Origin of the sequence: Bacteroides hominis (assembly GCF_033042785.2) — a bacterium.
Lineage (GTDB): Bacteria > Bacteroidota > Bacteroidia > Bacteroidales > Bacteroidaceae > Bacteroides > Bacteroides hominis.
The window spans coordinates 2,859,880-2,886,808 of sequence record NZ_CP178829.1 but is presented as its reverse complement, the minus strand read 5'-3'; the positions used below and the strand labels follow the sequence as shown (position 1 = coordinate 2,886,808).

Sequence of the window (26,929 nt, the reverse complement as noted above, 5' to 3'; positions counted from 1 at the left end):
TCACGTTATTTACCGCTATACAGCAAAAAAATAATTATTTCATCCGTCAAAACAGGTTCCGGTTTTGTTATATCAATATCTTAACTTAAACATCAACTATTAAAAACAGACAATTATGACATTGATCCTTGCCATCGTTCCGGTATTGCTCTTGATTGTATTAATGGCATTTTTTAAAATGCCGGGTGACAAAAGTAGCGTCATCTCCCTCATAGTAACTATGCTGATAGCTCTTTTCGGATTCCATTATGCGGCAGACAACTTGGTATTTTCATTCGTATACGGTGCACTGAAAGCGGTTTCTCCCATCCTGATTATCATCCTAATGGCTATCTTCAGCTACAATGTATTGCTGAAAACAGAGAAAATGGAGATTATCAAACAACAATTCTCTTCCATCTCTACCGATAAAAGTATCCAGGTACTGCTCCTTACCTGGGGTTTCGGAGGGTTGCTTGAAGCTATGGCAGGTTTTGGTACAGCTGTTGCCATCCCCGCCGCTATCCTGATCAGTCTGGGATTCAAACCCATTTTTTCAGCTACCGTCAGCCTGATTGCCAATAGTGTGGCTACGGCTTTCGGTGCCATAGGTACACCGGTGCTGGTACTCGCCAAAGAAACCAATCTGGATGTACAGGTGCTGAGTACGAACGTCGTACTGCAACTTTCCGTACTAATGTTCCTGATACCGTTGGTACTGCTCTTCCTGACCGACCCGAAAATAAAATCATTACCCAAAAACCTATTTCTGGCACTGCTGGTAGGCGCTGTATCTTTAGGCAGCCAGTACGTTGCGGCCCGATATATGGGGGCGGAATCACCGGCTATCATCGGCAGCATCTTGTCTATCATCGTTATCGTTATTTATGGCAAACTGACCTCTCCGAAAAAAGAGAAAGAACAGAAAAGCATGTTGAAGGGTAAAGATATCCTAAACGCTTGGAGCATTTATCTGCTGATTTTGTTACTGATCATACTGACCAGTCCGCTTTTCCCGGGACTCCGAAGTACGCTTGAAAATAACTGGGTGACACGCATCAGCCTCCCCATCAATGACTCCACCGTGAACTATACCATCGCCTGGCTGACACATGCCGGAGTTCTGCTTTTCGTAGGCACGTTTGTAGGCGGTCTGATACAGGGAGCCAAAGTGAAAGAGCTGTTTGTCGTTTTATGGAACACGGTGAAACAATTAAAGAAAACGTTCGTCACCGTTATCTGCCTGGTGGGGTTATCTACCATTATGGATACGGCAGGCATGATTTCCGTGATTGCCACTGCACTCGCCACAGCCACCGGAAGCCTCTACCCTCTCTTTGCTCCGGTTATCGGCTGTTTGGGTACCTTCATCACCGGAAGTGATACATCCTCGAACATCCTCTTCGGAAAGCTGCAAGCCAGCGTAGCAGGACATATCAATGTCAGTCCGGACTGGTTATCAGCAGCCAATACGGTAGGTGCGACAGGAGGCAAAATCATCTCTCCTCAAAGTATCGCCATCGCTACATCGGCAGGAAACCAACAAGGGAAAGAAGGAGAAATCCTGAAAGCAGCCATTCCATATGCACTGGCTTATGTAGTCATTACGGGAATCATTGTGTATATATTCAGTTAACCATTAACGGTATTGATAAAAAAGGTGTGTCGCAACTCTTATTCACCGCAGAGTTATGACACACCTTTTGTCTATTGTATTAATCTATCTGATTTTTCAGAAACAGGTTATATAAAATCAGTTGACTATGGTTTCTTATTTCAGATTCGTATTTGCATTCGTCTCTTTTTCAGGAATAGAATACAAATAATACTTACTATTGGGCACAAACTTCGTTCCATCGGGGAAGCTGGTGAACCAATGTCCTTCCGGATGATACTTCTTGAAAGTGCCGTTCTGCTGCCAACAATCGTACTCCTTGGCAGCTTCCACATCAGTCAGTGCCACACGTACCACAGGACGTTGCGTACGTAGAACATCAGTAATGCCAAATCCTTCGCCCCACAATTCGCGACGACGCTCCATCAGAATTTCGTCAATCACCTGTTCCTGTGTTTTTCCGGTAAGATCATAGTCAGTCAGTCCGCGGGCATTCCTTAAAGTGTTAAGCGGTTTTACCGCTTCGCCCAATTGACCTTTACGTGCCAAAGCTTCGGCAGCTATCAGATACATCTCGGCAGAACGCATAATGACAATATCTCCCGTCTGATCAGAGCGGATACGGAACTTGCGGTATCCCAGATAACCTTCACGCATCCACTGGAACAATTCCAGACGGATATCACCTTCGGTAAAAGTATCCTTGAAATGCGGATCGGCCATAAAACTATTATATGAATCGGGTTCCACCACATCCAGATAATAGAAGTTATAGCTGGCATCGGACTGGCTGACAGATTGCGGATGTCCCCAGATCCACTCGGTATTCGATATATCGTTGAAACCCATATAGTTTTTGGCATCCGTCATCAAAGTATATCCTTTGGCTGCTTCAAGCGCGGCTTTGGCAGCTTCGTCCCACTGTCCGGTGAGCAGATAAGTACGGGCCAGGAGTCCGTTTACCACATCGGTGTTAGGTTTATATTTCGACTTGTCGTTCGGACGTACATAGCCGTCAAGAAGCCCTTTGGCACGGTTAAGGTCATTAATGATCTGTGTATAAATCTCTTCAAGAGTCGCCTTCCCCTTAGGTTTGGTATTCGGATTGGTGGGTTCGGTATACAACGGCACACAAAGAGCATTCTTATCTTTCAGATAGGTGAACTGATAATGCTGTGCCAAATGAAGATAACAGAAAGCACGTACGGCGAGTGCCTGTCCCTGGGCATGCCGGAATTCCGGTGTATCATCATCCCCGGTAGCTTGGATAGAAATGGCCGTATTACAGTTATCAATGGTCTTATACATCAGATACCAGGCAAAAGTGGTACGCCCGTCGGAAGGCATCACCACGTCGTTGAACTGATAAGAAGAATTAAACCCATACATGGGACGTGAAACTACGTCATCAGCCATCATGTCGTCCTGACACATCAAAGCACGATAGCCGATGTTGGCATAAGTGGTACCATATTCGAACAGATTGTACCACGCACCGTTAAAGATGCGTTCGGCATTCGAAGGCACGGGTACGAGACCGGAATCTACGGCATCTGTCGGCTTATTGTCTAAGAAGTCACTGCTGCAACTCCCCAGAAACAAAAGAAAGAAGAGAAGGAGAAAGGGAACCTTACCTTTAGGGATCTTATCTCCGGAGGCATTACTCACGGAAGTCTCTCTCCTACCCTCTTTCCGAAGAAAAAGAGAAGAGGAGATACGTCTGTTATTGTTAAATCGTATTGTTCTCATATCATCTATTATTTTATACTTTACTATATATGATTTATTCATGATTAAATCGAGCTGAAGCATACTATTGCAACAGCACCTTTTCTGAGGATTAAAACCTTAGAACGAAACATTGATTCCTCCTGAAATGGAACGCATAGCCGGATAACGGTAATATGTCAACCCACTGATATCCTGTTCGGGATCGAGTCCCTGATTCTTCGAAACGGTAAGCAGATTATCGGCCTGTACAAACAATTGTAGGCTGTTCAGGCTGATCTTCTTTATCATCGGTTGCGGGAAGTTATACGATAGTGTGATATTCTTCATCCGCAGGAACGAGTTATTAAACAGGTTACGTGTGGAATTTGCATTCCAACTGTTCGATACGGTTTTTAGTGCCGGTACATCAGTATATCGATTCTCCGGTGTCCAACGGTTCAGGATTTCTGTCGACCAGGCACGTCCGGTAGAACTTCCGTTATGCCATAGCATAGTTACGTCACGGTCCACGATATAATTTCCGATACTATAGGCAAAAATTGTCGATAGTTCAAAACCCTTATACGAGAAAGCGGTATTAAATCCCCCGTACACTTTGGGTAAGGATGATTTGCCGGTATAGTAATAATCCGCCTGGGCATAGTCATTGGTAGTCGTACGCCCGGTGATCTTGTTATTGGCATCCTTCACATTTTTGTACCACAACGGATCCCCGTTTTCCGGATCAACTCCCGCCCATTTCTTCATGTAAAAATCATAAACAGAACGTCCCACTGCCAGTTTATGAACTCCGTTCACAGGCATATCTTTCAATGGAAGGTCAGTCACGACATTCTTATAATGTGTCAGGTTAAGCCCCAATCGCCACATAAAGTCCCGGGTATGGATTAAGGTACCTTTCAGATCGATTTCAACACCAGTATTCTTTAGTTCGCCTACATTCTCGTCTACTGAATTATAACCGAGCGAGGGAGCCAACGGACGGGAATAGAGTAAATCTTTCGAACGCCGACGGAAGAAATCGAACGAACCGGAGAATCGGTTGTTGAACAACGAGAAGTCAATGCCGGCATTGAAATTCAAGTTGGTTTCCCACTTCAGTTTTGGTGTAGCCAGACGATCGGATACCAATGCATTCTCTCCGTTATTGCTCACCACCGAATAAAGTCCGCTGCTGGCATAATACGTTCCCAAATTATCGTTACCCTGCGCACCATAACTAACCTTCAATGTGAGAGCAGAAAGCCAGTCGCTCGTAGCCACCATGAAGTCTTCACGATCGATACGCCAGGAAGCACCGACGGACCAGAAATTACCCCAACGGGTCTCTGGAGCAAAACGGGAAGATCCGTCCCGCCGATAAGAACCTGAAAAGAAATATTTGCTTTGATAGTCATATTGGGCATTTAAGAAGTATCCTACCAACGAGTAATTGACGCGGTATCCTGTCCCTCCGGTTACCAGCGAACCGACAGCCAGTTCGGGAAAATCGGGCAATGCCATATTCGAACGGGATGCCCGCAACACATCGTAACGGTAAGAATAAGCCTCTTGTCCGGCCAACAGGTTGAAATGATGCTCTCCGAGGGTTTTGTCATAAGTCAGGATATTATTCCAAGTCCACGAAAAAGTACGGTCGTTTTCACGACTCGATGAACCTCCGGTATTAACAGCCGGGCCTATTTTAGGGTTGGTATAGTCGAGTGAATTATAATTGATCAGGTCAAAGTTGAAGCTGGTTTTAAACTTCAATCCTTCGATAAAAGTAACTTCAAGGAAAGTACGTCCCGAAAATTCATCTTTCATACGCTCCGACTTATCATTGGGTAATGTAGCCGGAAGGTTCCAGTTAGCCATCGAACCGGACGGACGGTAAGAACCGAAATCGTATATCCGCTGTCCCTCGGAATCCAGTTTATAGGTTCCGTCTTCGTTCATCTGATAGATGGGATAGAACCCGTTCATCAGACGGCCGGCATTGATGACGTTACTTGTTTTCGTATCCGATGATACAGGATAATTCTGCAAAGAGTGGGCAAAGCTCATGTTCACTCCTCCCCGAAGCCATTTGGTCATCTGGCTTGTCACGTTCGAACGGAGATTAAAGCGTTCATAGCCGGACTCCAAGGCAATACCTTTATCATTCAGATATCCGGCAGAGAAGTAATATTGATTGGTTTTGCCCCCTCCTGAGACATTCAATCCCAATTCCGTGCGAAGTGCCTGCTGCTCCATGGCATCCTGCCAATCGAAGTTCCAGAGTGGAACGGCCCCGTCCACCAATTTTCCATCCGTGCCTACCGGCTGAGGGTATTTAGCCCCATAAGGATTGGGGCCACTCCCCATGAGTTTTCCTACCAAGTCTTTAGAAGCTTTGATAGCCGCCGTCTGAGGAGTATAATTCTTTGTATCAAGTGCATATTGGTTACGTAAAGCCTCCCAATAAAGTTCGAAGTACTGATCGGTGCCGATCCGGTCGTAATCGCGTACCGCACGATTGGAACCACCGAAGCTGGCTTTCACATTCACCGTAGTCTTCGAATCGCTTTGTCCCTGTTTAGTGGTGATAATAATTACACCATTGGCACCACGCGAACCGTACAAAGCAGCCGAGGCCGCATCTTTGAGAACCGTCATCGATGCGATATCTTCGGGGTTGATAGAGTTCACACTGCCGTCATAAGGCACACCATCCACTACATAAAGAGGTGCACTGGACGCATTGATGGATCCGATACCGCGGATACGTATGGTTGCATCGGTACCCGGCTGACCGCTTGCGGCACTTGCCTGCAGACCGGCTACGGTTCCTTCAAGGGCACGTGAGACACTCGAGGTTTGTAACTTTGCTATCTCGTCACCTTTAACGGTAGAAGCGGCACCGGTGAAACTATATTTCTTGGCAGTGGCATAGGCTACTACCATCACTTCTTCCAATTGTTTGCTGTCGGGCACCAGTTCGACATTGATCACTGAGCGTCCACCCACTTTATGTTCCACGGATTTCAGTCCGATAAAACTGAATACCAGCGTACCATCGGACGGTACATTAATGGAATACTTACCGTCGATACCCGTAATGGTACCGACACTGGTTCCTTTCACTAATACCGATACACCGGGCAACGGGTCTCCTTCGGACACAACAGTGCCCGAAACACGTATGTCATTCATTGTCCCGGCATGTAATGCTGCAACCGAAACCACAAAGAGCAACGTAAATAATAGACGTAAATTGGTCTTCATACCTTAAGTTTAGTTATGTTTAAATTAGAATCTTTTGTTTAACACACAATCCGGCAGATTGTTGTTAAAAGCTTTGAAATTGTTGTTTTATTCTTGAAGGTGTGTCAAAAGCCACCTACATTTTTTAATTAATTTTCACGGATCATTCCATGCTGCAAAAGTAGAGCATAGAGGTTGTTCCCGAAATCCCTTTTATAGGGGATTCTTGTACCGCATTTGTGGTAGAAGTGACACTTCTGTTCACAAACCGATGCTATCCCTTGGTCATTCCGTAGATTCTTTGTAGCTTTGCCCCCGTCCGATAACAAGATATCCCCCATATAGCTTATGAAAAAAGAAAGGTATATATCGCATTCGTTCATCCGCTTCCGCCAGTGGAGCCGGAAAGCCTATGCCATATTCGCCACTTTGGGATTGTGTGTCACCATCGGACAATTGAGAAAGAATGTTACGGAATGTGCGTTGTGCAAGCAACAGACTCCACATGCGGAAGGAATTGACCCGCAACGTGAAACAGAAGATTCTGTCCCGGAAGAAGATTGGGAGAGTACCGTACTGTCTCCCACACCCTTACTCTTTCTTTTCATTCCATTTCAATCTTTGAAACATTCTTATTCAGGTGCCGCACAGCAGGCTGTTGCGACATCCGTTTTATACATTTTATATAAAGAGGTTGCCTCCCATCCAAATGGGACCGGCAACCTCTTTTTTAATTCCCCATCCTATGACCATTGAAGAAATCAAAAACCAAGTATTACAGGGAACGGCGATCAGCCGTGAGCAGGCCGAATGGCTGGCACAATTTCCCCGAAAAGAAGAGTTGTACGATGCAGCGCACGAAATCACCCGTTTCTGCGCTTCACAGGAGTTCGACATGTGTTCCATCATCAATGCCCGTTCGGGACGCTGCCCCGAAAACTGCAAATGGTGTGCACAGTCGTCCCACTACAAGACGAAGGCAGATGTATACGATCTGGTGAGTGCGGAAGAGTGTCTGCGTCAGGCCAAATACAACGAAGCGCAAGGAATCAATCGTTTTTCACTGGTGACCAGCGGTCGGAAACCTTCGCCTAAAAACATGAAGGAACTTTGTGTAGCCGCACGACGAATGCGACGTCACTCGTCTATCCGGCTATGCGCCTCACTGGGACTATTGGACGAAGAAGAATTACAGGCACTGTACAATGCCGGAGTCACCCGGTATCACTGTAACCTTGAGACTGCTCCTTCACATTTCGACTCACTCTGCACCACACATACACAGGAGCAGAAACTGAAGACCCTGCATGCCGCACGACGGGTAGGAATGGACCTTTGTTGCGGCGGTATCATCGGTATGGGCGAAACCGTGGAACAACGGATCGAGTTTGCCTTCACGCTCCGCGAGCTCGACATCCAATCCATCCCGATCAACTTGCTGCAACCCATACCGGGCACTCCGCTCGAACATCAGTCACCGCTCAGCGAAGAAGAGGTACTGACAACAGTTGCCCTTTTCCGTTTCATAAATCCTACAGCCTACCTGCGCTTTGCCGGGGGACGTTCGCAGTTAACGCCCGAAGCTGTCCGGAAATCGCTCTATATCGGCATTAACTCCGCCATTGTGGGAGATTTGCTGACTACTCTTGGCTCTAAAGTATCGGATGACAAAGAGATGATTCTCTCGGAAGGCTACCATTTTGCCGACTCACAGTTCGACCGCGAACACTTATGGCACCCGTATACTTCGACTTCCAATCCACTTCCGGTCTATAAAGTGAAACGGGCTGACGGCGTCACCATCACATTAGCAAGCGGGCAGACACTGATCGAAGGTATGTCATCGTGGTGGTGTGCAGTCCACGGATACAATCATCCGGCATTGAACCGGGCAGTACAAGAGCAACTCAGCAAGATGTCTCACGTCATGTTCGGCGGACTTACACACGATCCGGCTATCGAACTCGGCAAACTGTTGCTGCCGCTGGTTCCGCCTTCCATGCAAAAGATATTCTATGCCGATTCAGGTTCGGTAGCAGTTGAAGTAGCGATGAAAATGGCCGTACAGTATTGGTATGCAGCCGGACAACCGGAAAAAAGTAATTTCGTCACCATCCGCAGCGGTTACCACGGAGATACCTGGAATGCCATGTCGGTATGCGATCCGGTAACGGGAATGCATAGCATCTTCGGTTCGGCACTCCCTATCCGCCATTTCCTCCCCGCCCCTACTTCACGGTTCGGAGACGAATGGGATCCGGAAGACATCCGTCCGCTGGAACAACTGCTGGAAAAGCAGTCCGGAAAATTGGCAGCTCTCATTCTCGAGCCAATTGTACAAGGTGCGGGAGGCATGCGGTTCTATCATCCGGAATACCTACGGCAAGCTGCACACCTCTGCCGACAGCATGGGGTATTGTTGATCTTTGACGAAATAGCGACCGGATTCGGGCGTACCGGAAAATTCTTCGCCTGGGAACATGCCGGAGTAGAGCCGGACATCATGTGCATCGGAAAAGCCCTGACAGGAGGATACATGACCCTGTCGGCAGTACTGACCACCAACGAAGTAGCAGACTGCATCTCCAACCATTTCCCGGGTGCCTTCATGCACGGGCCTACGTTTATGGGAAATCCTCTGGCATGTGCCGTGGCGTGTGCATCGATACGGCTGCTTCTGGAATCCGGCTGGCAAGAAAATGTAAAACGGATCGAAGCACAACTAAACCGTGAACTGGCTCCGGCGCGTAAGCTTCCTCAAGTAGCGGACGTACGGGTATTGGGTGCCATCGGAGTGATCGAAATGAAAGAACCGATGAACATGGCACATCTGCAACGCCGTTTTGTAGAAGAAGGGATCTGGCTGCGTCCGTTTGGTAAACTGGTATATGTAATGCCCCCGTTTATCATTACATCCGAACAGTTGACGAAACTGACGGAAGGAATGATAAAATGTATAACCGACGACTCCACCTGTCTCTAAACTGATGATTCACCACAGAGGACACAGAGAATATATTTCTCTTAAACATCCTAATAAACAAGAGATTAAAACTCTGTGTCCTCTGTGTCCTCTGTGGTGAAATAAACTCAAAAACATTACAATCATGAACTATAATCAAGAAACGGAAGGCTATGAATCCGTCCGTTTCTTTGAGGAGTTGAAACTTCTCAAAGAACAGAATAATTTCCGTATCCTCCCTACCCTGATTCATCAAGGCAAAGAGGTCATCATTAACGGGCAACGGATGCTAAACCTATCGTCCAACGATTACTTGGGACTGGCCAATGATACTGTCTTACTAAATGCTTTCTGGCAGACAGTAAAACCGGAAGAAGTCAAATTCTCTTCCTCTTCCTCCCGTCTGCTTACCGGTAATTTTGCCGCATACGGTGAACTGGAAGATCTCTTGTCTTCACTTTTCGGGACAGAAGCAGCATTGGTATTCAACTGCGGATATCATGCCAATACAGGTATTCTGCCAGCCATATGCAACACAAAGACACTGATTCTCGCGGACAAACTGGTACATGCCAGCCTGATAGACGGTATCCGGTTATCGGAGGCCAAATATATCCGTTATCGGCACAATGAATACAGCCAGTTAGAAAAATTAGTTGAAACCCATCACAAACAATACGAACAGGTGATTATCGTTACCGAAAGCATCTTCAGTATGGATGGAGACGAAGCAGACCTGCCCCGGCTGATCAAGCTCAAACAAAAGTATCCGAACATACTGCTCTACGTGGACGAAGCCCATGCGGTAGGTGTCCGGGGAGCAGGCGGACTGGGATGCGCCGAAGCTTACGGATGCATAGCGGATATCGACTTTCTGGTAGGTACCTTCGGAAAAGCGCTGGCTTCTGCCGGAGCCTACGTAGTATGCAAACAAGTAATACGGGATTATCTGATTAATAAGATGCGTCCTTTCATCTTCACCACCGGTCTTCCGCCCGTCACCCTACAATGGACTTCATTCGTACTCCGCCATTTGGCTGAATATCAAGAAAAGAGAGAACACTTAGCAGCCATCAGTAAGCGTTTGCGAGTTGCGCTCCGGGAGAAAGGTTATTCTTCCACTTCAGTCAGTCAGATCGTGCCTATGGTAGCAGGTGAAAGTGTAACTGCCATACAGATAGCGAAAGAGTTACAACGTAAAGGATTCTACGCATTACCTGTCCGTCCGCCTACAGTACCGGAAGGTACTTCCCGCATCCGCTTTTCACTGACCGCAGACGTGACAGACGAGGAAGTGGAAAAACTCATATCAACAGTAAATGATAATCGATGAACTGTAAACGATGAATGATAAACTGTGAACGATAAACAATAAAGCTATGATACTTAAAAGACTATATCAAACAAAATATTCTCAGAACTCTCCTCTCCCCGGGAGAGAGACCGGGAGTGAAGTCATTCTCTTCTTTACCGGATGGGGAATGGACGAAACTCCCTTCATACATTATCTCCCACAACATAGAGACTTGATTATCTGCTATGATTACCGTTCCCTTGACTTTGACAAGACGTTGCTCTCCACATATACCCAAATACAGGTTGTAGCCTGGTCAATGGGAGTATGGGCTGCTTCACAAGTGCTGCAAGGCAGTAACCTTCCCATAACACAAAGCATTGCCATCAACGGTACTCCTTTCCCCATCGATGACGCAAGAGGAATCCCTCCCATCATTTTTGAGGGCACACTCAACAACCTCAGCGAAGCAACGCTACAGAAGTTTCGCAGACGGATGTGCGGTTCGGGAAGTGACTTTAAGGCTTTCTGCGAGATAGCTCCCCAAAGAACGGTTGAGGAACTGAAAGAGGAACTGGCCGCCATCCGCAAGCAATGCAACGAACTGCCCCCATCCGCCTTTGTCTGGAATAAAGCGATTATCGGAGAATCAGACCATATCTTTCCGTCCCGGAATCAGGAACAGGCGTGGGAAGGGCATTGCACTGAAATACAACGATATGAAGGAGCACATTATGACGATAAGATATTGAAAGAGAACCTCTCTCCCATTATTCCCTTTTCCAAACAGCTGATCGCCCAACGCTTCTCAAAAGCAATCGATACCTATCCTCACGAAGCCCGCGTGCAACAGCAGATTGCCCGGAAAATGTGTACCCTGTTACAGCAGCACCTCCCCCGGCAATCTTTCCGCCGCATCGTAGAGTTCGGTTGTGGCACGGGTACTTACTCGCGTCTGTTGCTCCGTTCGTTTCGTCCGGAACGCTTACTGCTGAATGATCTCTGTGAAGAGATGCGCCACAGTTGCGAAGATATCCTGAACGAACAGGTTTCTTTCCTGCCCGGAGATGCCGAAGCACTTGCCTTTCCCCACGGAACGGAACTGATCACCTCGTGTTCCGTCCTGCAATGGTTTGAGCATCCCGACGCTTTTTTCCGCAAATGCGAAAACATCCTGAATGCAAAGGGATACATCGCCTTCAGTACATTCGGGAAAGAAAACATGAAGGAGATCCGTCAACTGACCGGACAGGGACTCGCCTACCGTTCAAGAGAAGAACTGACTGCTTCGCTCTCGGCACTATACGACATCGTGCATACGGAAGAAGAAGTCATCTCACTGAATTTCAGCAATCCGATGGAAGTACTTTATCACCTGAAACAAACCGGAGTGACGGGTACCTGTAACAGAGCCTGGACCCGGAGCAAACTGAGCCTCTTCTGTCAGGAATATGAGCGTCTGTTCAGCCCTGGTAAAGGCTCTGTTTCACTGACCTATCATCCCATTTATATCATTGCAAAGAAAAGATAATAACGACCTGCGGGTCTCAAACATAAGAAGTATGAAAAAGAATGTGTATTTTATCAGCGGCATCGATACAGATGCAGGAAAGAGTTATGCCACAGGTTATCTGGCACGGGAATTGAACCGGAAAGGCCAACGTACCATTACCCAAAAGTTTATCCAGACCGGAAATACGGGTCATTCGGAAGATATCGACCTGCACCGCCGCATCATGGACATCGCCCTTACCGATGACGACCGGGAAGGATTGACCATGCCTGAAATCTTTTCTTATCCCTGTTCTCCACATCTCGCCTCACGCATCGACGGACGGCCTATCGATTTCGACAAGATAGAACGTGCCACAGAAGAGTTGAGCCACCGTTATGACATCGTCCTGCTCGAAGGTGCCGGCGGACTGATGGTTCCACTCACCGAAGAGTTCCTGACCATCGACTATGTAGCGCAAAAGGGTTATCCGTTACTTTTTGTCACTTCGGGCAAGCTGGGCAGCATCAACCATACTCTACTCAGCCTGGAAGCTATTAAAAGCCGGGGCATCGAACTGGATACGGTATTATACAACCTCTATCCCACAGTCGAAGACCGAACCATACAAGAGGATACACAGCAATTTATCCAACGGTATCTGAAGAAGCATTTCCCGGAAACTAAATTCAGGACAGTACCGGAATTATAAACGCCACGGTACACGATTGCAAAATCTCTTTCACCACAGATTAACGGATTACACAAACAGGCAATTCAAGGATAAGCAACTCCGGCTGTTATATCTTTGTGTAATCTCTTAACCTGTGATGATAACAAGTATTTTAATTGCTGTTTACGGAAACTTTATACCGATGATAAATGTTTATTTCATGACATTAGTTTTTAGACACATCAGGTTAAATAGAAGTTTTCAGTATGAGTTTCAACATTGTAAAAAACGACAAGAAGCGTGTCATCATCGTAGGTGGTGGCTTCGGTGGTCTCAAGTTGGCCAACAAGCTAAAGAAATCTGGCTTTCAGGTTGTTTTAGTAGACAAGAACAATTATCATCAGTTTCCTCCCCTGATTTATCAGGTCGCATCCGCCGGACTTGAACCCAGCTCTATCTCCTTCCCTTTCCGGAAGATTTTTCAAAAGCGAAAAGACTTTTACTTCCGCATGGCAGAGGTACGGGCCATTTTCCCCGAGAAAAAGATGATCCAGACTTCCATCGGTAAAGCAGAATATGATTACCTGGTATTGGCAGCCGGCACTACTTCGAACTTCTTCGGCAACGAACACATCGAAGAAGAAGCCATGCCTATGAAAACCGTTTCGGAAGCCATGGGATTGAGAAATGCTCTGCTGGCAAACTTTGAACGGTCAATCACCTGCGCCACAGAACGTGAGCGACAGGAGTTGCTTAATGTTGTCGTAGTGGGCGGAGGAGCCACCGGAGTGGAGATAGCCGGAGTACTTTCGGAAATGAAAAAGTTCGTACTCCCCAATGATTATCCGGATATGCCCAGCAGCCTGATGCACGTCTATCTGATTGAAGCAGGAGACAGACTGTTGGCCGGAATGTCCGAAGATTCATCGCGTCATGCCGAACAGTTCCTACGCGAAATGGGAGTCAACATCCTGCTGAACAAGCGGGTGACGGACTACAAAGATCATAAAGTGGTGTTGGAAGACGGGACAGAGATAGCCACACGCACCTTCATCTGGGTGAGTGGTGTGGCAGCCATCACCTTTGGCAATATCAGCGGAGAGTTACTGGGACGAGGAAGAAGAATCAAGGTAGACGAATTTAACCGTGTACAGGGAACTGAGCATATTTTCGCAATCGGCGACCAGTGTATCCAGACCACAGACAAGAACTATCCCAACGGACACCCGCAACTGGCACAAGTAGCCATCCAACAAGGAGAGCTGCTTGCCAAAAACCTGCAAAGACTGGAAAAGGGAAAACCGATGCAACCGTTCCATTACCGCAACCTGGGATCGATGGCAACCGTAGGACGCAACCGTGCCGTAGCAGAGTTCAGCAGTTTCAAAACCGCCGGATGGCTGGCCTGGGTGATGTGGTTGGTTGTTCACTTACGTTCCATCCTGGGAGTGCGAAACAAAGCAAACGTATTACTCAACTGGATATGGAATTACTTCACTTACGACCAGTCTCTGCGAATGATTGTTTATGCAAAAAAAGCAAAAGAGGTGCGTGACCGTGAAGAACTGGAAGCGAAAACGCATTGGGGTGAAGAGAACCATACACAGCCATAAAGGAATTATCGCTCCGCTCAGGAATCGGAGAAATTAAACCAACTGATTTTGCAATGACTTTTAATCCACCACAGAGTACACAGAGAGCACAGAGTTTTTAATCTCTGTGTACTCCGTGTACTCTGTGGTGAATTGTATTCGTATCTATTCCGTCAGGTTACTCATATCGTAATGACCGTGCCGGTTTTCCCACTATGATCTTCACTGTCTGGCAGGCTACTGTCACAAACGAAATCAGCAGCATCAACACTACCGGAATTATAAAGAACCATGCTTTCAGGTCCGTGCGGAAAGCATAATGACTCAACCAGGCATTCATGCTGAACCAGGCGACGGGCAGCGCAATGACTACTGCTACCAGGATCAATTGGAAGAAGCCTTTACCCAGTTGATAGAACAGATTCCAACGGGTAGCCCCCAATACTTTCCGGATCCCCATCTCCTTGGTACGCGTCGAGCACGAAAACATTACCAGTACCCACAATCCCAGACAAGAGATGAAAATAGCCAGACCTGTAAAACAGCCGATCATGACACCGAACACCTCGTCCTGCCGATACTGATGATCGAAGAACTGGTCGAGGAAGAAGAAGTCGTAACTGGAATCTTCGAAATAGCGATGCCAGATCTCCTCAACCTGTGACACCAGCTCCTTCGGGTCGCCGGACTTCATCACAACAGAGATATACCGCTGCGGCAACCAGTCGATTTTATCTTTATGAATCAACATAATCGGCGTATAGTTTTTATTGAGTGCCTGCTGGTGATAATCCTTCACCACGCCGATGATCTGCATCGGAGCATCGGTACACTCCACCTCTATCTCTTCGCCGAGAGCCTCTTCGTTAGAAGCAAGTCCTAAGTTACGGACAGCAGACTCGTTGACCACCAACTTATTCACGTCGTCTCCATAATCCTCGGAGAACCCGCGTCCAGCCACAAGCTGAAGTCCGTAAGCATCGATGTAGTCCGGGTCACACACCAGCATTTCATAGAGCCGGTTTTGCTTCAAAGCGTCGCTTTTCCGGCGATTGGATAAGAAGGTAGCCACCTCTTCACCCGGAACCGCACCGGAAAAAGTGACTTTATCCACCAAAGGCAGACGGGCAATAGCTTTCTTCATGGCTTCGAGTTTGGTATTCATCCCTTCGGTCCGTCCGGGGAATTTCACCACCAGGGTCTGGTCCGTCTTCACTCCCAACGACTGACTGCGCATGAAGTTCAACTGCGCAAACACAATCAATGTACCGCACAACAGAATCATGGAAGCTGTATACTGAACAACCACGAGCACTTTGCGAGTGCCTTCTCCCGACTTACTGTTGAGGAACTTTCCCTTCAGCAACGTAATCGGTTTACGATTCAGCAGTGCCAGCGCAGGATAGTAACCGGAAAGGAAAATACCGCCAACTAACACGAACAACAGTAACAGCCACCAATATCCGGTCAACCAGACAGAGAAGGTAACCGTACGGCTTACCAACTGATTGAAATACGGGAGAACCAGTTCAATCAGCCCCACAGCCAGCACAAAAGCAACCAAGTTCATCACCAAAGCCTCAAATAAGAACTGTGAAATAAGCTGTTTGCGGAAAGCTCCTATCACCCGGCGTACCCCTACTTCCTTGGCACGTTCCATCGAACGGGCTACGGTCAGGTTGATATAATTGATCCAGGCAATTGCCAGAATGGCTATGGCAGCAAAGATCAGGGCAATCATCGCCGTGCGGTTTCCCTTGATCTCGGCCTCGTATCCCACTTGGGGTTTGAGATGGATATCGGCCAATGGAGTCAGTGAAACTCCCCAGATTTTGTTCTTCAAAGCCTCGTCCGTCTTATATTTCTCCGCCATTGCCGGAAACGCTTCTTCTATTTCTGCCTTCCTTTCGGGAGAATCGAGTAATACGTAAGTATAAACCTCGTGCTTATACCAATAATCATGCAAATACTGTCCGAGCGATTTATAGGAAATCAGGAAATTGTAATGGACATGTGAATTGGAAGGCATCTCTTTCATAACACCGGTCACTTCGCAAACCACCTTGTCATAAGGTCCAGTAAAGATAAGTATCTTACCGATGGGATCTTCATCCTGAAAATATTTACGGGCAATCCGTTCGGTAATGACCACCTGCCGGGGCATGGAGAGGCAAGTGGCCTTATCTCCCTTCACCAACTCAAAGTCGAACAAACGGAAGAAGCCGGGATCGGCATAAGCAATCTGGTTTTCACGTAAAGTAAGTTCACCATACTTCACAATCTGTTCCGGCTGATACAAGGAGACCACCCGCGTATAGTCTTCAATTCCGGCCAGATTCTCTTTCATGGCCGAACCATAACCAAACGAACTGCTGGCCCAATAGTCGGTCTGTACTTCGCCTTCATAGAAAGTGCTTTCCACACGGAAAATGCGTTCGTACTTCTCGTGCATCTTGTCGAAACTGAACTCAAAAGTGACATAAGTCAATATCAGCAAGGCAGATGCCATGCCGACTGCCAATCCGAAAACATTGATGAAACTGAATCCCTTCCGTTTCATCAGGTTACGATAGGCACTATTCCAATAATTCCCTATCATACGCTCTCTGTATTAGTCCCGGAAGTTTCGGCCAACGGACGGTTGATATTCTCGGCTACGATCTTCCCATCGAGCAGGCGGATAATCCGGTGGGCATAAGTCGCATCACGCTGCGAGTGAGTAACGATGATGATGGTAGTCCCCTGACGGTTCAGTTCCTGTAGTAGCTCCATCACTTCCACACCGTTTACCGAGTCGAGGTTTCCGGTCGGTTCATCGGCAAGCAACAATTTACAGTCCGTCACCACGGCACGGGCTATGGCGACGCGCTGTTGTTGTCCACCGGAAAGCTGTTGCGGAAAATGATTGGCACGGTGCAACAAATTTACTTTCTCAAGTACCTGTTTCACCTTTTCTTTCCGTACGGCAGGTTTCATGCCCAGATATACCAGAGGAAGCTCCACATTCTCGTATACGGTCAGTTCGTCAATCAGGTTGAAACTCTGGAAAATAAATCCCAGATTTCCCTTACGCAGGGCCGTCAGTTGGTTCTCGTTCATCTTGTCCACCTGTTTGCCTTCGAAGAAGTAAGAACCGGAAGTGGGTGAATCGAGTGTACCCAGGATATTCAGCAGAGTAGACTTGCCACACCCGGAAGGACCCATGATAGCTACAAATTCTCCCCGCTCCACTTGCATGGTCACTTCATTCAACGCTTTGGTCTGCACCTCCTCGGTGGTGAAGAGCATAGACAGTTTTTCTGTTTTAATCATAATCGTTATATATTATATTAGTTATTCATATTTTAAAATGCGCATAGGTTTCTGGCGGATGGTACGCCATACCTGTTGGAACACAGTGAGAAAGGCTATCAGCATCAGCAGTACAAAAGTGGCTGCATATATCCACCAGGACAGCGAAATGTGGAAAGCGTACGTTTCCAGCCAAGCATTCATCAGCACTGCCGATACAGGAATACCGATTGCAGATGCCAATACGGTAAGCAACAACAGTTCTTTGGTCAGGACAAAGAATAGGCTGGTTTTATTTGCGCCGAGCACTTTGCGGATACCCACCTCCTTCAAACGTGACAAGGTGGAAAACAGTGTTACAATCCACAATCCAAGGCAAGCAACAAATACGGCAAGCAATGAGGCGCTGGCAAATATCCAGCCAAAATTACGATCGGATTTGTATAGGAATTCATTAAAATCATTCAAAAAGAAATAAGAAAATAAAGAAGTCGGGAAGTATTCACGATACATCTGTTCAATTTCCGTCAAGACGCCGGCATCACCCTTTCCTTTCAGACAGACAGAAATATAAGGCGTTGCAATAAAAGGAACACGCTCTTTCAAAAAGAAAATGATAGGCTTGTAAGCCACGGCAAGCGATTGCTGGTGGTAGTTCTCTACCACTCCTATTATCTCAAGCGGGTCACTAACCACTTCCATTTTAAGTTGTTGCCCCAACGCCGCTTCTGCCGATTCGTAGCCCAACAGCCTGACAGCTTCTTCGTTAAGCACCACCCGGTTAAGATCGCCACCATAATCTTCGGAAAAACTTCGTCCGCAAACCATACGGGGCATATAGGCAGACAAATAGTCGTAGTCTACAGAAAACATCTGTATCAATTTTACTTGTGAAGGATCGCTTCCATACGGCCGATTGGTAAAATAGTTGGCAACTTCCACACCGGGAACAGCTCCCGAAACTGTCACGTGACTTACATCCGCCCGTTGCTTCAAACGTTTGGTGAAGCTCTCCATGCGCAGCGACAGTCCCTCAGTGAACGAAGGATATTTAATGACCAGAATGCGGGTATTCAGATCCGATTCGGCCTCACGCTGCATGTAACGGACCTGTTGAAACACAGTAAACGTGCCTGCAATCAGAACAAAAGAAGCCAGGAACTGAACAACAATCAACGCCTTTCTGATCCGGTTGCCTCTCTTTCCGTGCAACAGTTTACCGCGCATAATCTCCGACGGACGGATAGTGACCATCAGCCAGGAAGGATAAAGCCCTACAACCAACGTACCGATGATAACCACTCCGGCTACAATCCCCCAAAAAGCGGGTTGCATAAGTATGTCTGTCCCGAAGTTTTGCCCTGCCCAGCGATAGACAAGGGGCAAGAGGAGTTCCAGCCAGCCGAAAGCTATCAACGTAGCCAGCAAGTTCATGAAACCGGACTCAAGAAGTCCCTGGATAATAATCTGACGGCGCGAAGCACCAAAAGCTTTACGGAGCCCGAACTCCCGTCCACGCTCCAAAAAGCGGGCTACGGTCAGGTTCAAGGCATTTGCCCAACCTATCAGCAGCAGAATGGCGGACATTACGAACAAAATAAGAACCGCCGTCCGGCTTCCTTTCACCTCTTTCTCGTATGCTTTTTGAGGAGTAAGGTGAATGTCTTTCAACGGGATCAGTTCTACAGCCCAGGTTTTATGTTTCAGTGCATCAGTCTTGTACTTGTCGGATATGTCACGGAAAGCCTGTTCAATTTCTCCCGGAGTCTTTCCGGGCATCAGGCGGACGTAAGTATATACACCGTGAATGTACCAGATGTCCTGCCGTTCCTTGGGAATCGTATTGTAGGAAAGCAGGAAATCGTAATGCAGGTGCGAACGGACAGGCATATCGGCAATAATGCCCGTTACTTCAAAGTTTTGCTGTGATGAAGAGGTACTGAAGGTCAGTATCTTGCCTATCGGGTCTTCTTCACCAAAATAGCGACTTGCAGCGCTTTCAGTCAGTACCACCGTATTAGGGCGTACCAGTTGCCCGGTCTTTTCTCCTTTAACTATGGGGAAGTTGAATATTTCGAAAAAGGCAGGCTCGGTATAGCAGTAATGTTCCTCGGCAAATCTCCTGTCGAAGTAATTCACCACCTGCTCGCGATCCTGAGCCGTAACACGGACGTACTTCTCAATTCCCGCTATTTCCCTGTTCATGGCAGGAGCATGCCCATAAGCCGTAGTCGCCCAATTATCCGTCAGCATCTCGCCCTCATACAGTCTGCTTTCAACACGATACACACGGTCGGTATCATGAAATGAATCATAACTTAACTCCGACCAGACATAAAGCATAATAAGAAGTGCCGCCGCAATACAGACCGACAACCCTGTTATGTTTATCAGCGTCAGAGACTTTTTAACCCGCTGGCTTCGTATCACTTGCGAAATGTAGTTCATAGTATTCGGTTCTTATTTCAATATAAGTTTCTCGTTATCCCCAAACAATTCATATCCGGATACAATCACCCGGTCACCCGGTTTCAATCCCTCGGTCACTTCATAATATTGCGGGTTCTGCCGTCCGATCCGGATGGGACGGCGCGTGGCAAATTTACCACTTTCGTCAACAACATACATCCAGCGGCCCCCGGTTATTTGAAAGAATCCGCCACGAGGAACAAGAATGGCCTGGGCAGGATCTCCCAACTGGAGATTGATGTGATAAGTCTGTCCGGCACGGATGTTCTCGGGACGTCCGGAAGTAAATTGAAGGTCGGTGCGGAACTGGCCCTCCTTTACCTCGGGATAGGGTTTGGTCACCTCGAGTTTATAGTTTCCTCCGTCACGGGTAAAATCAGCCGGAAGTCCGGGAACCACCCGTTCCACATAATGCTCATCAATCTGTGCCTGCACTTTCAAATCGGGTGTAATGATCTGTCCGATATGCTCGCCAGCAGCAATGGACTGGCCGATCTGAGCATCGAGGTTCCCCACCTGTCCGTCTATGGGAGCTTTTACTTTCAGGTTTTCCACCCGTTCACGTACCAGGGCAAGACTGCGCTTCATATTACGGATGTTTTCATCGAGACTATGAACCTGACTCTCCCTGAAAATATTGTCCTGACGGATACGTTCGTCCACAACATCCAGTTGTGCCCGTGCCGCCTCATACTCTTCACGTGCCAACCGGAAGTCTTCCTGTGCTATCAGTTGCTCTTTGATAAGACGGCTGTACTGGTCGTAACGACGCTTCTTCACAGCCAGTTCCTTACTCAGCCCGATGCGCTCCTGCTTCAGCCGCAGGTGCTCCTGTTCCATACTGATGCGGGTGTTGCGCAACTCGTTTTCCTGATAGGCGAGATCGGCTTCGCTCTGCATGATCCCGATGTTCAGGAGCGGATTGCTAAGACGGAGAATGACGTCGCCTGCTTTGACGATGGCCCCCTCTTCTTTCAGCCGCTCCTCGACACGGCCTCCCTCTACCGCATCCATATAAATGATGCGGTTGGGCATCACTTGTCCGATGACCCGGATGTAATCACTGAACTCTCCGCGGGTAACAGTAGCAATGGTCAGCCGGTCTTTTTCTACACTCATAGAAGAGGAAGTGTCCCTGAAAATAAAATAAAAGATAAGTCCCACCAGTGCCACGGCTCCGGCAATAGCATAATAATGTTTTCGCTTCATTCCGGGCTTCCGTTCGATCATTGTATCCATAGATAGTTATTGTTTTATGTATGATTCACGTTTGTTTATAAGGTTATGCCGTCAGGTCGTAAAGGAACGATGTACCGGTCACATACCCCGTATATCACTTCTCACCGGGCAACGTACAAAAGCTTCCCGTCCGATAATAAGTTTCCATCTTCCGGGTCATATCCACCTGTAAGCGCACCCGGGTCAACTCGGCCTTGGCAGAGATAAAGCGATTGCGGGCTTCCATCAGCTGGAATACGGAGATAAGCCCCTCTTCCCATTTCCGTTCGGATTCTTTCAGTACCAGTTCTTCGGCCCTGAACTGCTGCAATACCTGCCGGAATTCATCATATCCGGAACGAAGAGAAAGAACCGTTTGCTCCACCTCTGTATAGAGTTGTTGTTTTTGAAGTTCTTCCTCGTTCCGGAGACGGAATATATTCAACTTGTGTTTGCGCAGGGTGGTCAGTCGTTCCAACCCGCTCAATAAAGGGATGGAAATGCCGACACCGATATACTTTCCTAAATTGTCGTTCAGCTGTTTGGTAGAAAAACCGTCGAGATAACGGGAGGCCATTGAGAAACGGGCAAAAACCGTCGGCGAGAACTTACCGCCCGCCATGGCATACTCTTTACGGGCGGCCCGCTGCCTGAGTTCCATCATCCGCATCGAAGGCATTGCTACCAGAGATTGCATATAGAGCTCATCTGTCTGGGGCAGCGAACAAGGCGGAAGAGATTCGTAGTTGATTGTATCCTGAAGTACCAACGTATCCCCGGCATGCAGGTTCAACAATTGTTTCAGTTGGAGCAATGCCAGGCGGCAACCGTTCTCACGCACCTGGTAACGGTAAATATCACCCTCGCGACGGGCTTTGACTTCCTGTAAGTCGGAAACCGACTTCAAACCCAGTTCTACAAAAGCTTCGGTTTGTTTGAGATAACGTTCGCTTAGCCGGCTCTGCTCAAAAGCCAGATCGAGCATCCGCTCTTCAAGCAGGAGTTTATAATAGGCATCCGTCACCCGGCAGGCAAGTTCGTTGCGCCGTTCCTTCAAAGCCCATTCACTCCGGCTGCGGTTCATCTTCTCAAAACGTACCCGGTTGATGCGGGTGAAACCTTCGAAAAGGGAAAGCGTCATGTCCAGCCCCACGGTTCCTTCATCGAACGTATTATTGGTGTATCCGTTGGTGCTCGGATCGATGGAATGTCCGAAGTTTCGTCCGGCTTCGGCCGATACACTGACGCGGGGAAGGAAACTCCCCACGGCAGAGATATAGTTCATCCGGTTTTCCTTGATATCTATCTCGCTATTCCGCAAAGACGGATTCTGTTTCCATGCGATACGAATACATTCGTCGAGCGATCTCTCTGTCTGTGCAGACAAAAGAGCGGAAAAAAGAAATAAAGTACAAAGTGATATAAGATGTTTCATATAAACCATCTGGGCAAAGAGTGTGCCAAAAAGAATAAACAACTAAAATTCAACCACATAGACTTATCAATAAAAAGATACCGTCCAATATTTGGACGCTACTGCGTACAGATATTGGACGGTTGACGTCAACATTCCCCGGATTTGTCCCCACATCCCCTTCCCATATAAATTCTCAATTCGAAAACGTCTAATTATTGGACACTCTCTTGCAGGGAGTTACAAAAACAAATATCTTTACCACGAACTTAAAAACAGGAAGCGAATCAAAAGGAGATATCATGAACACGGGAACTATTCTGATTGTAGACGATAACAAAGGGGTGTTGGCTTCACTCGAACTTTTGCTTGAAAACTACTTCTGCAAGATACTGACGGCTTCGAACCCGAATCAGATCACTGCCCTGCTGACGACCCACCGCATCGACGTGGTCATCCTGGATATGAACTTCTCGGCAGGCATCAATAATGGCAACGAAGGGCTGTATTGGCTGGGACATATCCGGAAGATGGCTCCTACTCTGCCCGTAGTGATGCTGACTGCTTACGGAGACGTGGAACTTGCCGTAAAAGCACTCAAAAACGGAGCTGCCGACTTCCTCCTGAAGCCATGGGATAATCAGGCCCTGATCGATAAAGTGACGGAAGCCTACCGCAATAACATGAAACCTTCGGAACGGCAGACAAAGGAAAACAAAAAAGAAGGGTTCGAAATGCTGGTTGGACATTCGCCTGCCATGCTGCAACTGATGAAAGTAGTATCTAAAGTGGCACGGACAGATGCCAACATCCTGATAACAGGAGAAAACGGAACCGGTAAAGAGATATTGGCACGGGAGATTCACCGCCTTTCACCTCGCGGTGCACGCCCGATGCTGAACGTAGACATGGGAGCGATCAGCGAATCACTGTTCGAGAGTGAACTGTTCGGGCACGAACGGGGGGCTTTCACCGATGCTTACGAAAGCCGCCGGGGAAAGTTTGAGGCCGCCGACGGAAGTTCACTGTTTATGGACGAAATAGGCAACCTGCCCCTGTCGCTCCAGGCCAAGTTGCTCACGGTACTCCAAAGCCGCAATGTGATGCGGTTGGGAAGCAACAAAGTGATCCCGGTAGATATCCGCCTGATTTCGGCAACAAACAAGGACATACCCGCAATGGTAAAAGAGGGGATGTTTCGTGAAGACTTGTTCTACCGCATCAACACCATCCACCTGGAACTGCCTCCCTTGCGTGAGCGGGGAGACGACATTTTGCTCTTTATCGACGGTTTCTTACGTAAATTCGCTTCCAAATATCAACGTCAGGAAATACGGATGCACGAACAGACTGTTGAAAAACTGCGCGGGTATCACTGGCCGGGCAATATCCGGGAGTTGCAGCATACCATCGAGAAAGCGGTCATCTTGTGTGAGGGCAGCGTGATCCGCCCTAAAGATATCTTGGTGAAACAGACCTGGCAGCCACAGGCAGCAGTCACCGTTCCCAATCTGGAAGAGGTGGAACGGCAAGCCATCGAAACTGCCATCCTGCAAAACAACGGTAACCTGACTGCCGCTGCCGAGCAACTGGGCGTGAGCCGGCAAACGTTGTATAACAAGCTCAAACGATTCAAACTCTGACCCCGATGATATTCAGCCGACGCATCTATTTCATTATACTGCTCCACATCGTACTGATACTCGCTACGGCAGGTGCCGGACTATGGCTGATCTTATCCGGCACCGGATACATCATCGGCAGTATATTATTGCTATGTTCTCTTTTTCAGATCGGTGCACTGACCCGGCGGCTAAATACATTCAACCGAAAAATCAAATTGTTCTTCGATGCAGTGCAGGATAAAGACAATATGCTCTACTTTCCGGAAGTGAATGTCAGCAAAGAACAGGAACAACTGAACCGTTCGCTCAACCGGCTCAATGACCTGCTTGCCCGTACCAAAGGCGAAAACCAGAAACAGGAGCACTTCTACCGGTCGTTACTTGAAGAAGTGCCCAGCGGCGTGCTTGCCTGGGATGCTTCGGGCCGAATCATCACTGCCAACAGTGCTGCCTTCTCTCTGCTGAAGTGCAACCGTCTTTACACCGAAATGCAACTGGCACAACTGTTGAATGCAACCGGCATTCGCGACAGCCTCAGCATATCCCGAAAAGAGATGATCCTGGAAGGTGAAACCATAACCATCTTATCCATCAAAGATATCGGTGACGAGCTGAGTGATAAGGAGAGTGAATCGTGGAGCAAACTGACACATGTGCTGACCCATGAAATCATGAACACGATTGCACCGATCATTTCACTCTCACAAACCTTATCCGCATATCCGGATATCAACGAAAAGTCAGCCCGCGGACTACGGATTATCCAAACGCAAAGCGAACGGCTGATGGAATTCACGGAATCATTCCGGCATCTGTCCTACCTCCCTCACCCGGAAAAGAAACGTTTCTCACTGACCGATATGTTGCGCAACCTGGAAGAACTGTTGCAAAGTGATTTCCGCGAACGTGGCATTCACTTCGTGTTACAATCCACACCGGATTCGATAGAAACCAACGGCGACGCAAACCAGCTGTCACAAGTATTCCTCAACTTACTGAAGAATGCGATGCAGGCTCTCGAAGGACAGACGGAAGGCAGAATCATCCTCCGCCTGCAACAGGCAGACCGTCTGCTGATAGAAATAGAAGACAATGGTCCCGGCATCCCGGAAGAGATACGTGAGCAGATCTTCATTCCTTTCTTTACCACAAAAGCGGAAGGAAGCGGAATAGGACTCAGTCTCTGCAAGCAGATCATCCGACAACATGACGGACACTTATCGATCCGTAAGAGTCGTCCGGGACAAACAATTTTCAGTATCGACCTGCCTCAGGACTGAAACATTTTAGTAGGTGTAATGTTATAAATAGAGAGGAATCTCTACTCTCCTTTTTATTTATTATGAAAGAAAAATATTGGAAATATTCTTTGATTATCATCATCATCGGACTGGGCATCATCTTGTTCCGGCAAATTACCCCTTTTCTCGGCGGATTATTGGGAGCACTCACCATCTATATCCTGGTCCGGCGACAAATGATGTATCTCGGTGCACGAATGAAACGAAGTTTCGCAGCCCTGCTGATTACAGGTGAAGCCATCCTGTGCTTCCTGGTACCTATTTCTCTGATTGTATGGATGCTGGTCAACAAGTTGCAGGACATCAATCTGGACCCACAGGCCATTATTGCCCCTGTTGAAGAATTGGCAGGGATCATCAAGGCGAAAACAGGATATGACGTACTGGGCAGTGACACACTTTCGTTCATCGTTTCTCTGCTCCCCAAAATAGGACAGGCAGTCATGGGAGGTATCAGCAGCTTTGCAATCAACCTGTTTGTTCTGGTCTTTGTACTTTATTTCATGCTGATAGGAGGAACCAAAATGGAGTCCTATATTGACGACATCCTACCTTTCAATGAGAAAAACACCCGGGAGGTAACACACAATATCAACATGATTGTCCGCTCCAATGCCATCGGCATTCCCTTACTTGCCGTTATTCAGGGAGGAGTCGCACTGATCGGCTACTTTATCTTCGGAGCACCGAATGCCTGGTTAGTGGGTGTTCTGACTTGTTTTGCTACAATCATCCCGATGGTGGGGACTGCTCTCGTCTGGTTTCCGGTGGCTGCCTACCTTGCACTGACCGGTGAATGGGCAAACGCCATCGGGCTGGCAGCTTACGGAGGAATTGTCGTTTCGCAATGTGACAACCTGATACGCTTTATCTTACAGAAGAAAATGGCAGACACCCATCCGCTTATTACAATCTTCGGTGTAGTCATCGGATTACCGTTGTTCGGATTCATGGGAGTCATCTTCGGACCGCTTATATTATCGCTGTTCTTGTTATTTGTCGATATGTTCAAAAAGGAATATCTGGACAATAAGAAATAAGAAAGAAA

At 47.6% G+C, this 26,929-nt stretch carries 17 protein-coding genes; 10 read left to right on the top strand and 7 right to left on the bottom strand.

What is annotated here, in order from left to right:
* The first annotated feature begins 115 nt into the window (after positions 1-115).
* Positions 116-1,615, top strand: a complete 1,500-nt coding sequence (locus tag R3O62_RS12075) for an L-lactate permease (RefSeq protein ID WP_165015354.1) — start codon at positions 116-118, stop codon at positions 1,613-1,615.
* 135 nt (positions 1,616-1,750) lie between these two features.
* On the opposite strand, the gene R3O62_RS12070 is transcribed toward R3O62_RS12075, so the two are convergent.
* Positions 1,751-3,343: a RagB/SusD family nutrient uptake outer membrane protein gene (locus R3O62_RS12070; protein WP_032536353.1), complete on the bottom strand. Its 1,593-nt coding sequence runs from the start codon at positions 3,341-3,343 to the stop codon at positions 1,751-1,753.
* Positions 3,344-3,442: 99 nt separating this feature from the next.
* Positions 3,443-6,571 carry a SusC/RagA family TonB-linked outer membrane protein gene (locus R3O62_RS12065; RefSeq protein ID WP_032531863.1) on the bottom strand — a complete coding sequence of 1,043 codons (3,129 nt, stop codon included), beginning with the start codon at positions 6,569-6,571 and terminating at the stop codon, positions 3,443-3,445.
* Positions 6,572-6,898: 327 nt separating this feature from the next.
* Here R3O62_RS12065 and R3O62_RS12060 point away from each other — a divergent pair, with 327 nt between their 5' ends.
* The 6 genes from R3O62_RS12060 (at position 6,899) to R3O62_RS12035 (ending at position 14,584) form a co-directional block, all read left to right on the top strand.
* Positions 6,899-7,306 (top strand): hypothetical protein, encoded by a 408-nt coding sequence (locus R3O62_RS12060; RefSeq protein WP_317472628.1) that lies wholly within the window; start codon positions 6,899-6,901, stop codon positions 7,304-7,306.
* Entirely contained in the window at positions 7,296-9,533 is a 2,238-nt protein-coding gene (gene bioA, locus R3O62_RS12055; RefSeq protein ID WP_317472630.1) for an adenosylmethionine--8-amino-7-oxononanoate transaminase, read from the top strand. The genes R3O62_RS12060 and bioA overlap by 11 nt, the downstream gene beginning before the upstream one ends.
* Before the next feature lie 124 nt (positions 9,534-9,657).
* Positions 9,658-10,845 carry an 8-amino-7-oxononanoate synthase gene (locus tag R3O62_RS12050; protein WP_032531860.1) on the top strand — a complete coding sequence of 396 codons (1,188 nt, stop codon included), beginning with the start codon at positions 9,658-9,660 and terminating at the stop codon, positions 10,843-10,845.
* A gap of 46 nt (positions 10,846-10,891) precedes the next feature.
* On the top strand, positions 10,892-12,337 hold the full coding sequence (bioC, locus tag R3O62_RS12045; protein ID WP_317472632.1) for a malonyl-ACP O-methyltransferase BioC: 1,446 nt from the start codon (positions 10,892-10,894) through the stop codon (positions 12,335-12,337).
* 31 nt (positions 12,338-12,368) lie between these two features.
* Positions 12,369-13,010 carry a dethiobiotin synthase gene (gene bioD / locus R3O62_RS12040; RefSeq protein ID WP_032539804.1) on the top strand — a complete coding sequence of 214 codons (642 nt, stop codon included), beginning with the start codon at positions 12,369-12,371 and terminating at the stop codon, positions 13,008-13,010.
* A 227-nt stretch (positions 13,011-13,237) separates the two neighbouring features.
* Positions 13,238-14,584, top strand: a complete 1,347-nt coding sequence (locus tag R3O62_RS12035; protein WP_005776382.1) for an NAD(P)/FAD-dependent oxidoreductase — start codon at positions 13,238-13,240, stop codon at positions 14,582-14,584.
* 157 nt (positions 14,585-14,741) lie between these two features.
* Here the strand turns inward: R3O62_RS12035 and R3O62_RS12030 are convergent, their stop codons facing one another.
* The 5 genes from R3O62_RS12030 to R3O62_RS12010 all read right to left on the bottom strand — a co-directional run bounded on the left by R3O62_RS12030 (position 14,742) and on the right by R3O62_RS12010 (position 22,976).
* Entirely contained in the window at positions 14,742-17,162 is a 2,421-nt protein-coding gene (locus R3O62_RS12030; protein ID WP_005776381.1) for an ABC transporter permease, read from the bottom strand.
* The gene (locus R3O62_RS12025; protein WP_250704248.1) at positions 17,159-17,875 is read right to left on the bottom strand and encodes an ABC transporter ATP-binding protein; all 717 of its coding nucleotides are present in this window, start codon (positions 17,873-17,875) and stop codon (positions 17,159-17,161) included. Before R3O62_RS12025 ends, R3O62_RS12030 begins: the two co-directional genes overlap by 4 nt.
* Before the next feature lie 21 nt (positions 17,876-17,896).
* Entirely contained in the window at positions 17,897-20,302 is a 2,406-nt protein-coding gene (locus tag R3O62_RS12020) for an ABC transporter permease (RefSeq protein WP_250726633.1), read from the bottom strand.
* 12 nt (positions 20,303-20,314) lie between these two features.
* Complete coding sequence (locus R3O62_RS12015) at positions 20,315-21,562, bottom strand: efflux RND transporter periplasmic adaptor subunit (RefSeq protein WP_022013030.1); 1,248 nt, start codon at positions 21,560-21,562, stop codon at positions 20,315-20,317.
* 94 nt (positions 21,563-21,656) lie between these two features.
* Positions 21,657-22,976 carry a TolC family protein gene (locus R3O62_RS12010; protein ID WP_032536354.1) on the bottom strand — a complete coding sequence of 440 codons (1,320 nt, stop codon included), beginning with the start codon at positions 22,974-22,976 and terminating at the stop codon, positions 21,657-21,659.
* Between the two features lie 281 nt (positions 22,977-23,257).
* Here R3O62_RS12010 and R3O62_RS12005 point away from each other — a divergent pair, with 281 nt between their 5' ends.
* The 3 genes from R3O62_RS12005 to R3O62_RS11995 all read left to right on the top strand — a co-directional run bounded on the left by R3O62_RS12005 (position 23,258) and on the right by R3O62_RS11995 (position 26,921).
* The gene (locus tag R3O62_RS12005; protein WP_032531853.1) at positions 23,258-24,598 is read left to right on the top strand and encodes a sigma-54-dependent transcriptional regulator; all 1,341 of its coding nucleotides are present in this window, start codon (positions 23,258-23,260) and stop codon (positions 24,596-24,598) included.
* Between the two features lie 5 nt (positions 24,599-24,603).
* The gene (locus tag R3O62_RS12000; RefSeq protein WP_044301645.1) at positions 24,604-25,860 is read left to right on the top strand and encodes a sensor histidine kinase; all 1,257 of its coding nucleotides are present in this window, start codon (positions 24,604-24,606) and stop codon (positions 25,858-25,860) included.
* A 62-nt stretch (positions 25,861-25,922) separates the two neighbouring features.
* Positions 25,923-26,921 carry an AI-2E family transporter gene (locus tag R3O62_RS11995; protein ID WP_005809158.1) on the top strand — a complete coding sequence of 333 codons (999 nt, stop codon included), beginning with the start codon at positions 25,923-25,925 and terminating at the stop codon, positions 26,919-26,921.
* Positions 26,922-26,929 lie beyond the last annotated feature (8 nt).

What these genes read in the sequence shown, in the direction of transcription:
- R3O62_RS12000 (WP_044301645.1), top strand. Translation starts at nt 24,604, where the DNA reads ATGATATTCAGCCGACGCATCTATTTCATTATACTGCTCCACATCGTA.
- bioC (WP_317472632.1), top strand. Translation starts at nt 10,892, where the DNA reads ATGATACTTAAAAGACTATATCAAACAAAATATTCTCAGAACTCTCCT.
- R3O62_RS12025 (WP_250704248.1), bottom strand. Translation starts at nt 17,875, where the DNA reads ATGATTAAAACAGAAAAACTGTCTATGCTCTTCACCACCGAGGAGGTG.
- R3O62_RS12005 (WP_032531853.1), top strand. Translation starts at nt 23,258, where the DNA reads ATGAACACGGGAACTATTCTGATTGTAGACGATAACAAAGGGGTGTTG.
- R3O62_RS12010 (WP_032536354.1), bottom strand. Translation starts at nt 22,976, where the DNA reads ATGAAACATCTTATATCACTTTGTACTTTATTTCTTTTTTCCGCTCTT.
- R3O62_RS12050 (WP_032531860.1), top strand. Translation starts at nt 9,658, where the DNA reads ATGAACTATAATCAAGAAACGGAAGGCTATGAATCCGTCCGTTTCTTT.
- R3O62_RS12015 (WP_022013030.1), bottom strand. Translation starts at nt 21,562, where the DNA reads ATGGATACAATGATCGAACGGAAGCCCGGAATGAAGCGAAAACATTAT.
- R3O62_RS12065 (WP_032531863.1), bottom strand. Translation starts at nt 6,571, where the DNA reads ATGAAGACCAATTTACGTCTATTATTTACGTTGCTCTTTGTGGTTTCG.
- R3O62_RS12020 (WP_250726633.1), bottom strand. Translation starts at nt 20,302, where the DNA reads ATGAACTACATTTCGCAAGTGATACGAAGCCAGCGGGTTAAAAAGTCT.
- R3O62_RS12035 (WP_005776382.1), top strand. Translation starts at nt 13,238, where the DNA reads ATGAGTTTCAACATTGTAAAAAACGACAAGAAGCGTGTCATCATCGTA.
- R3O62_RS12070 (WP_032536353.1), bottom strand. Translation starts at nt 3,343, where the DNA reads ATGAGAACAATACGATTTAACAATAACAGACGTATCTCCTCTTCTCTT.
- R3O62_RS12075 (WP_165015354.1), top strand. Translation starts at nt 116, where the DNA reads ATGACATTGATCCTTGCCATCGTTCCGGTATTGCTCTTGATTGTATTA.
- R3O62_RS12030 (WP_005776381.1), bottom strand. Translation starts at nt 17,162, where the DNA reads ATGATAGGGAATTATTGGAATAGTGCCTATCGTAACCTGATGAAACGG.
- R3O62_RS12060 (WP_317472628.1), top strand. Translation starts at nt 6,899, where the DNA reads ATGAAAAAAGAAAGGTATATATCGCATTCGTTCATCCGCTTCCGCCAG.
- R3O62_RS11995 (WP_005809158.1), top strand. Translation starts at nt 25,923, where the DNA reads ATGAAAGAAAAATATTGGAAATATTCTTTGATTATCATCATCATCGGA.
- bioD (WP_032539804.1), top strand. Translation starts at nt 12,369, where the DNA reads ATGAAAAAGAATGTGTATTTTATCAGCGGCATCGATACAGATGCAGGA.
- bioA (WP_317472630.1), top strand. Translation starts at nt 7,296, where the DNA reads ATGACCATTGAAGAAATCAAAAACCAAGTATTACAGGGAACGGCGATC.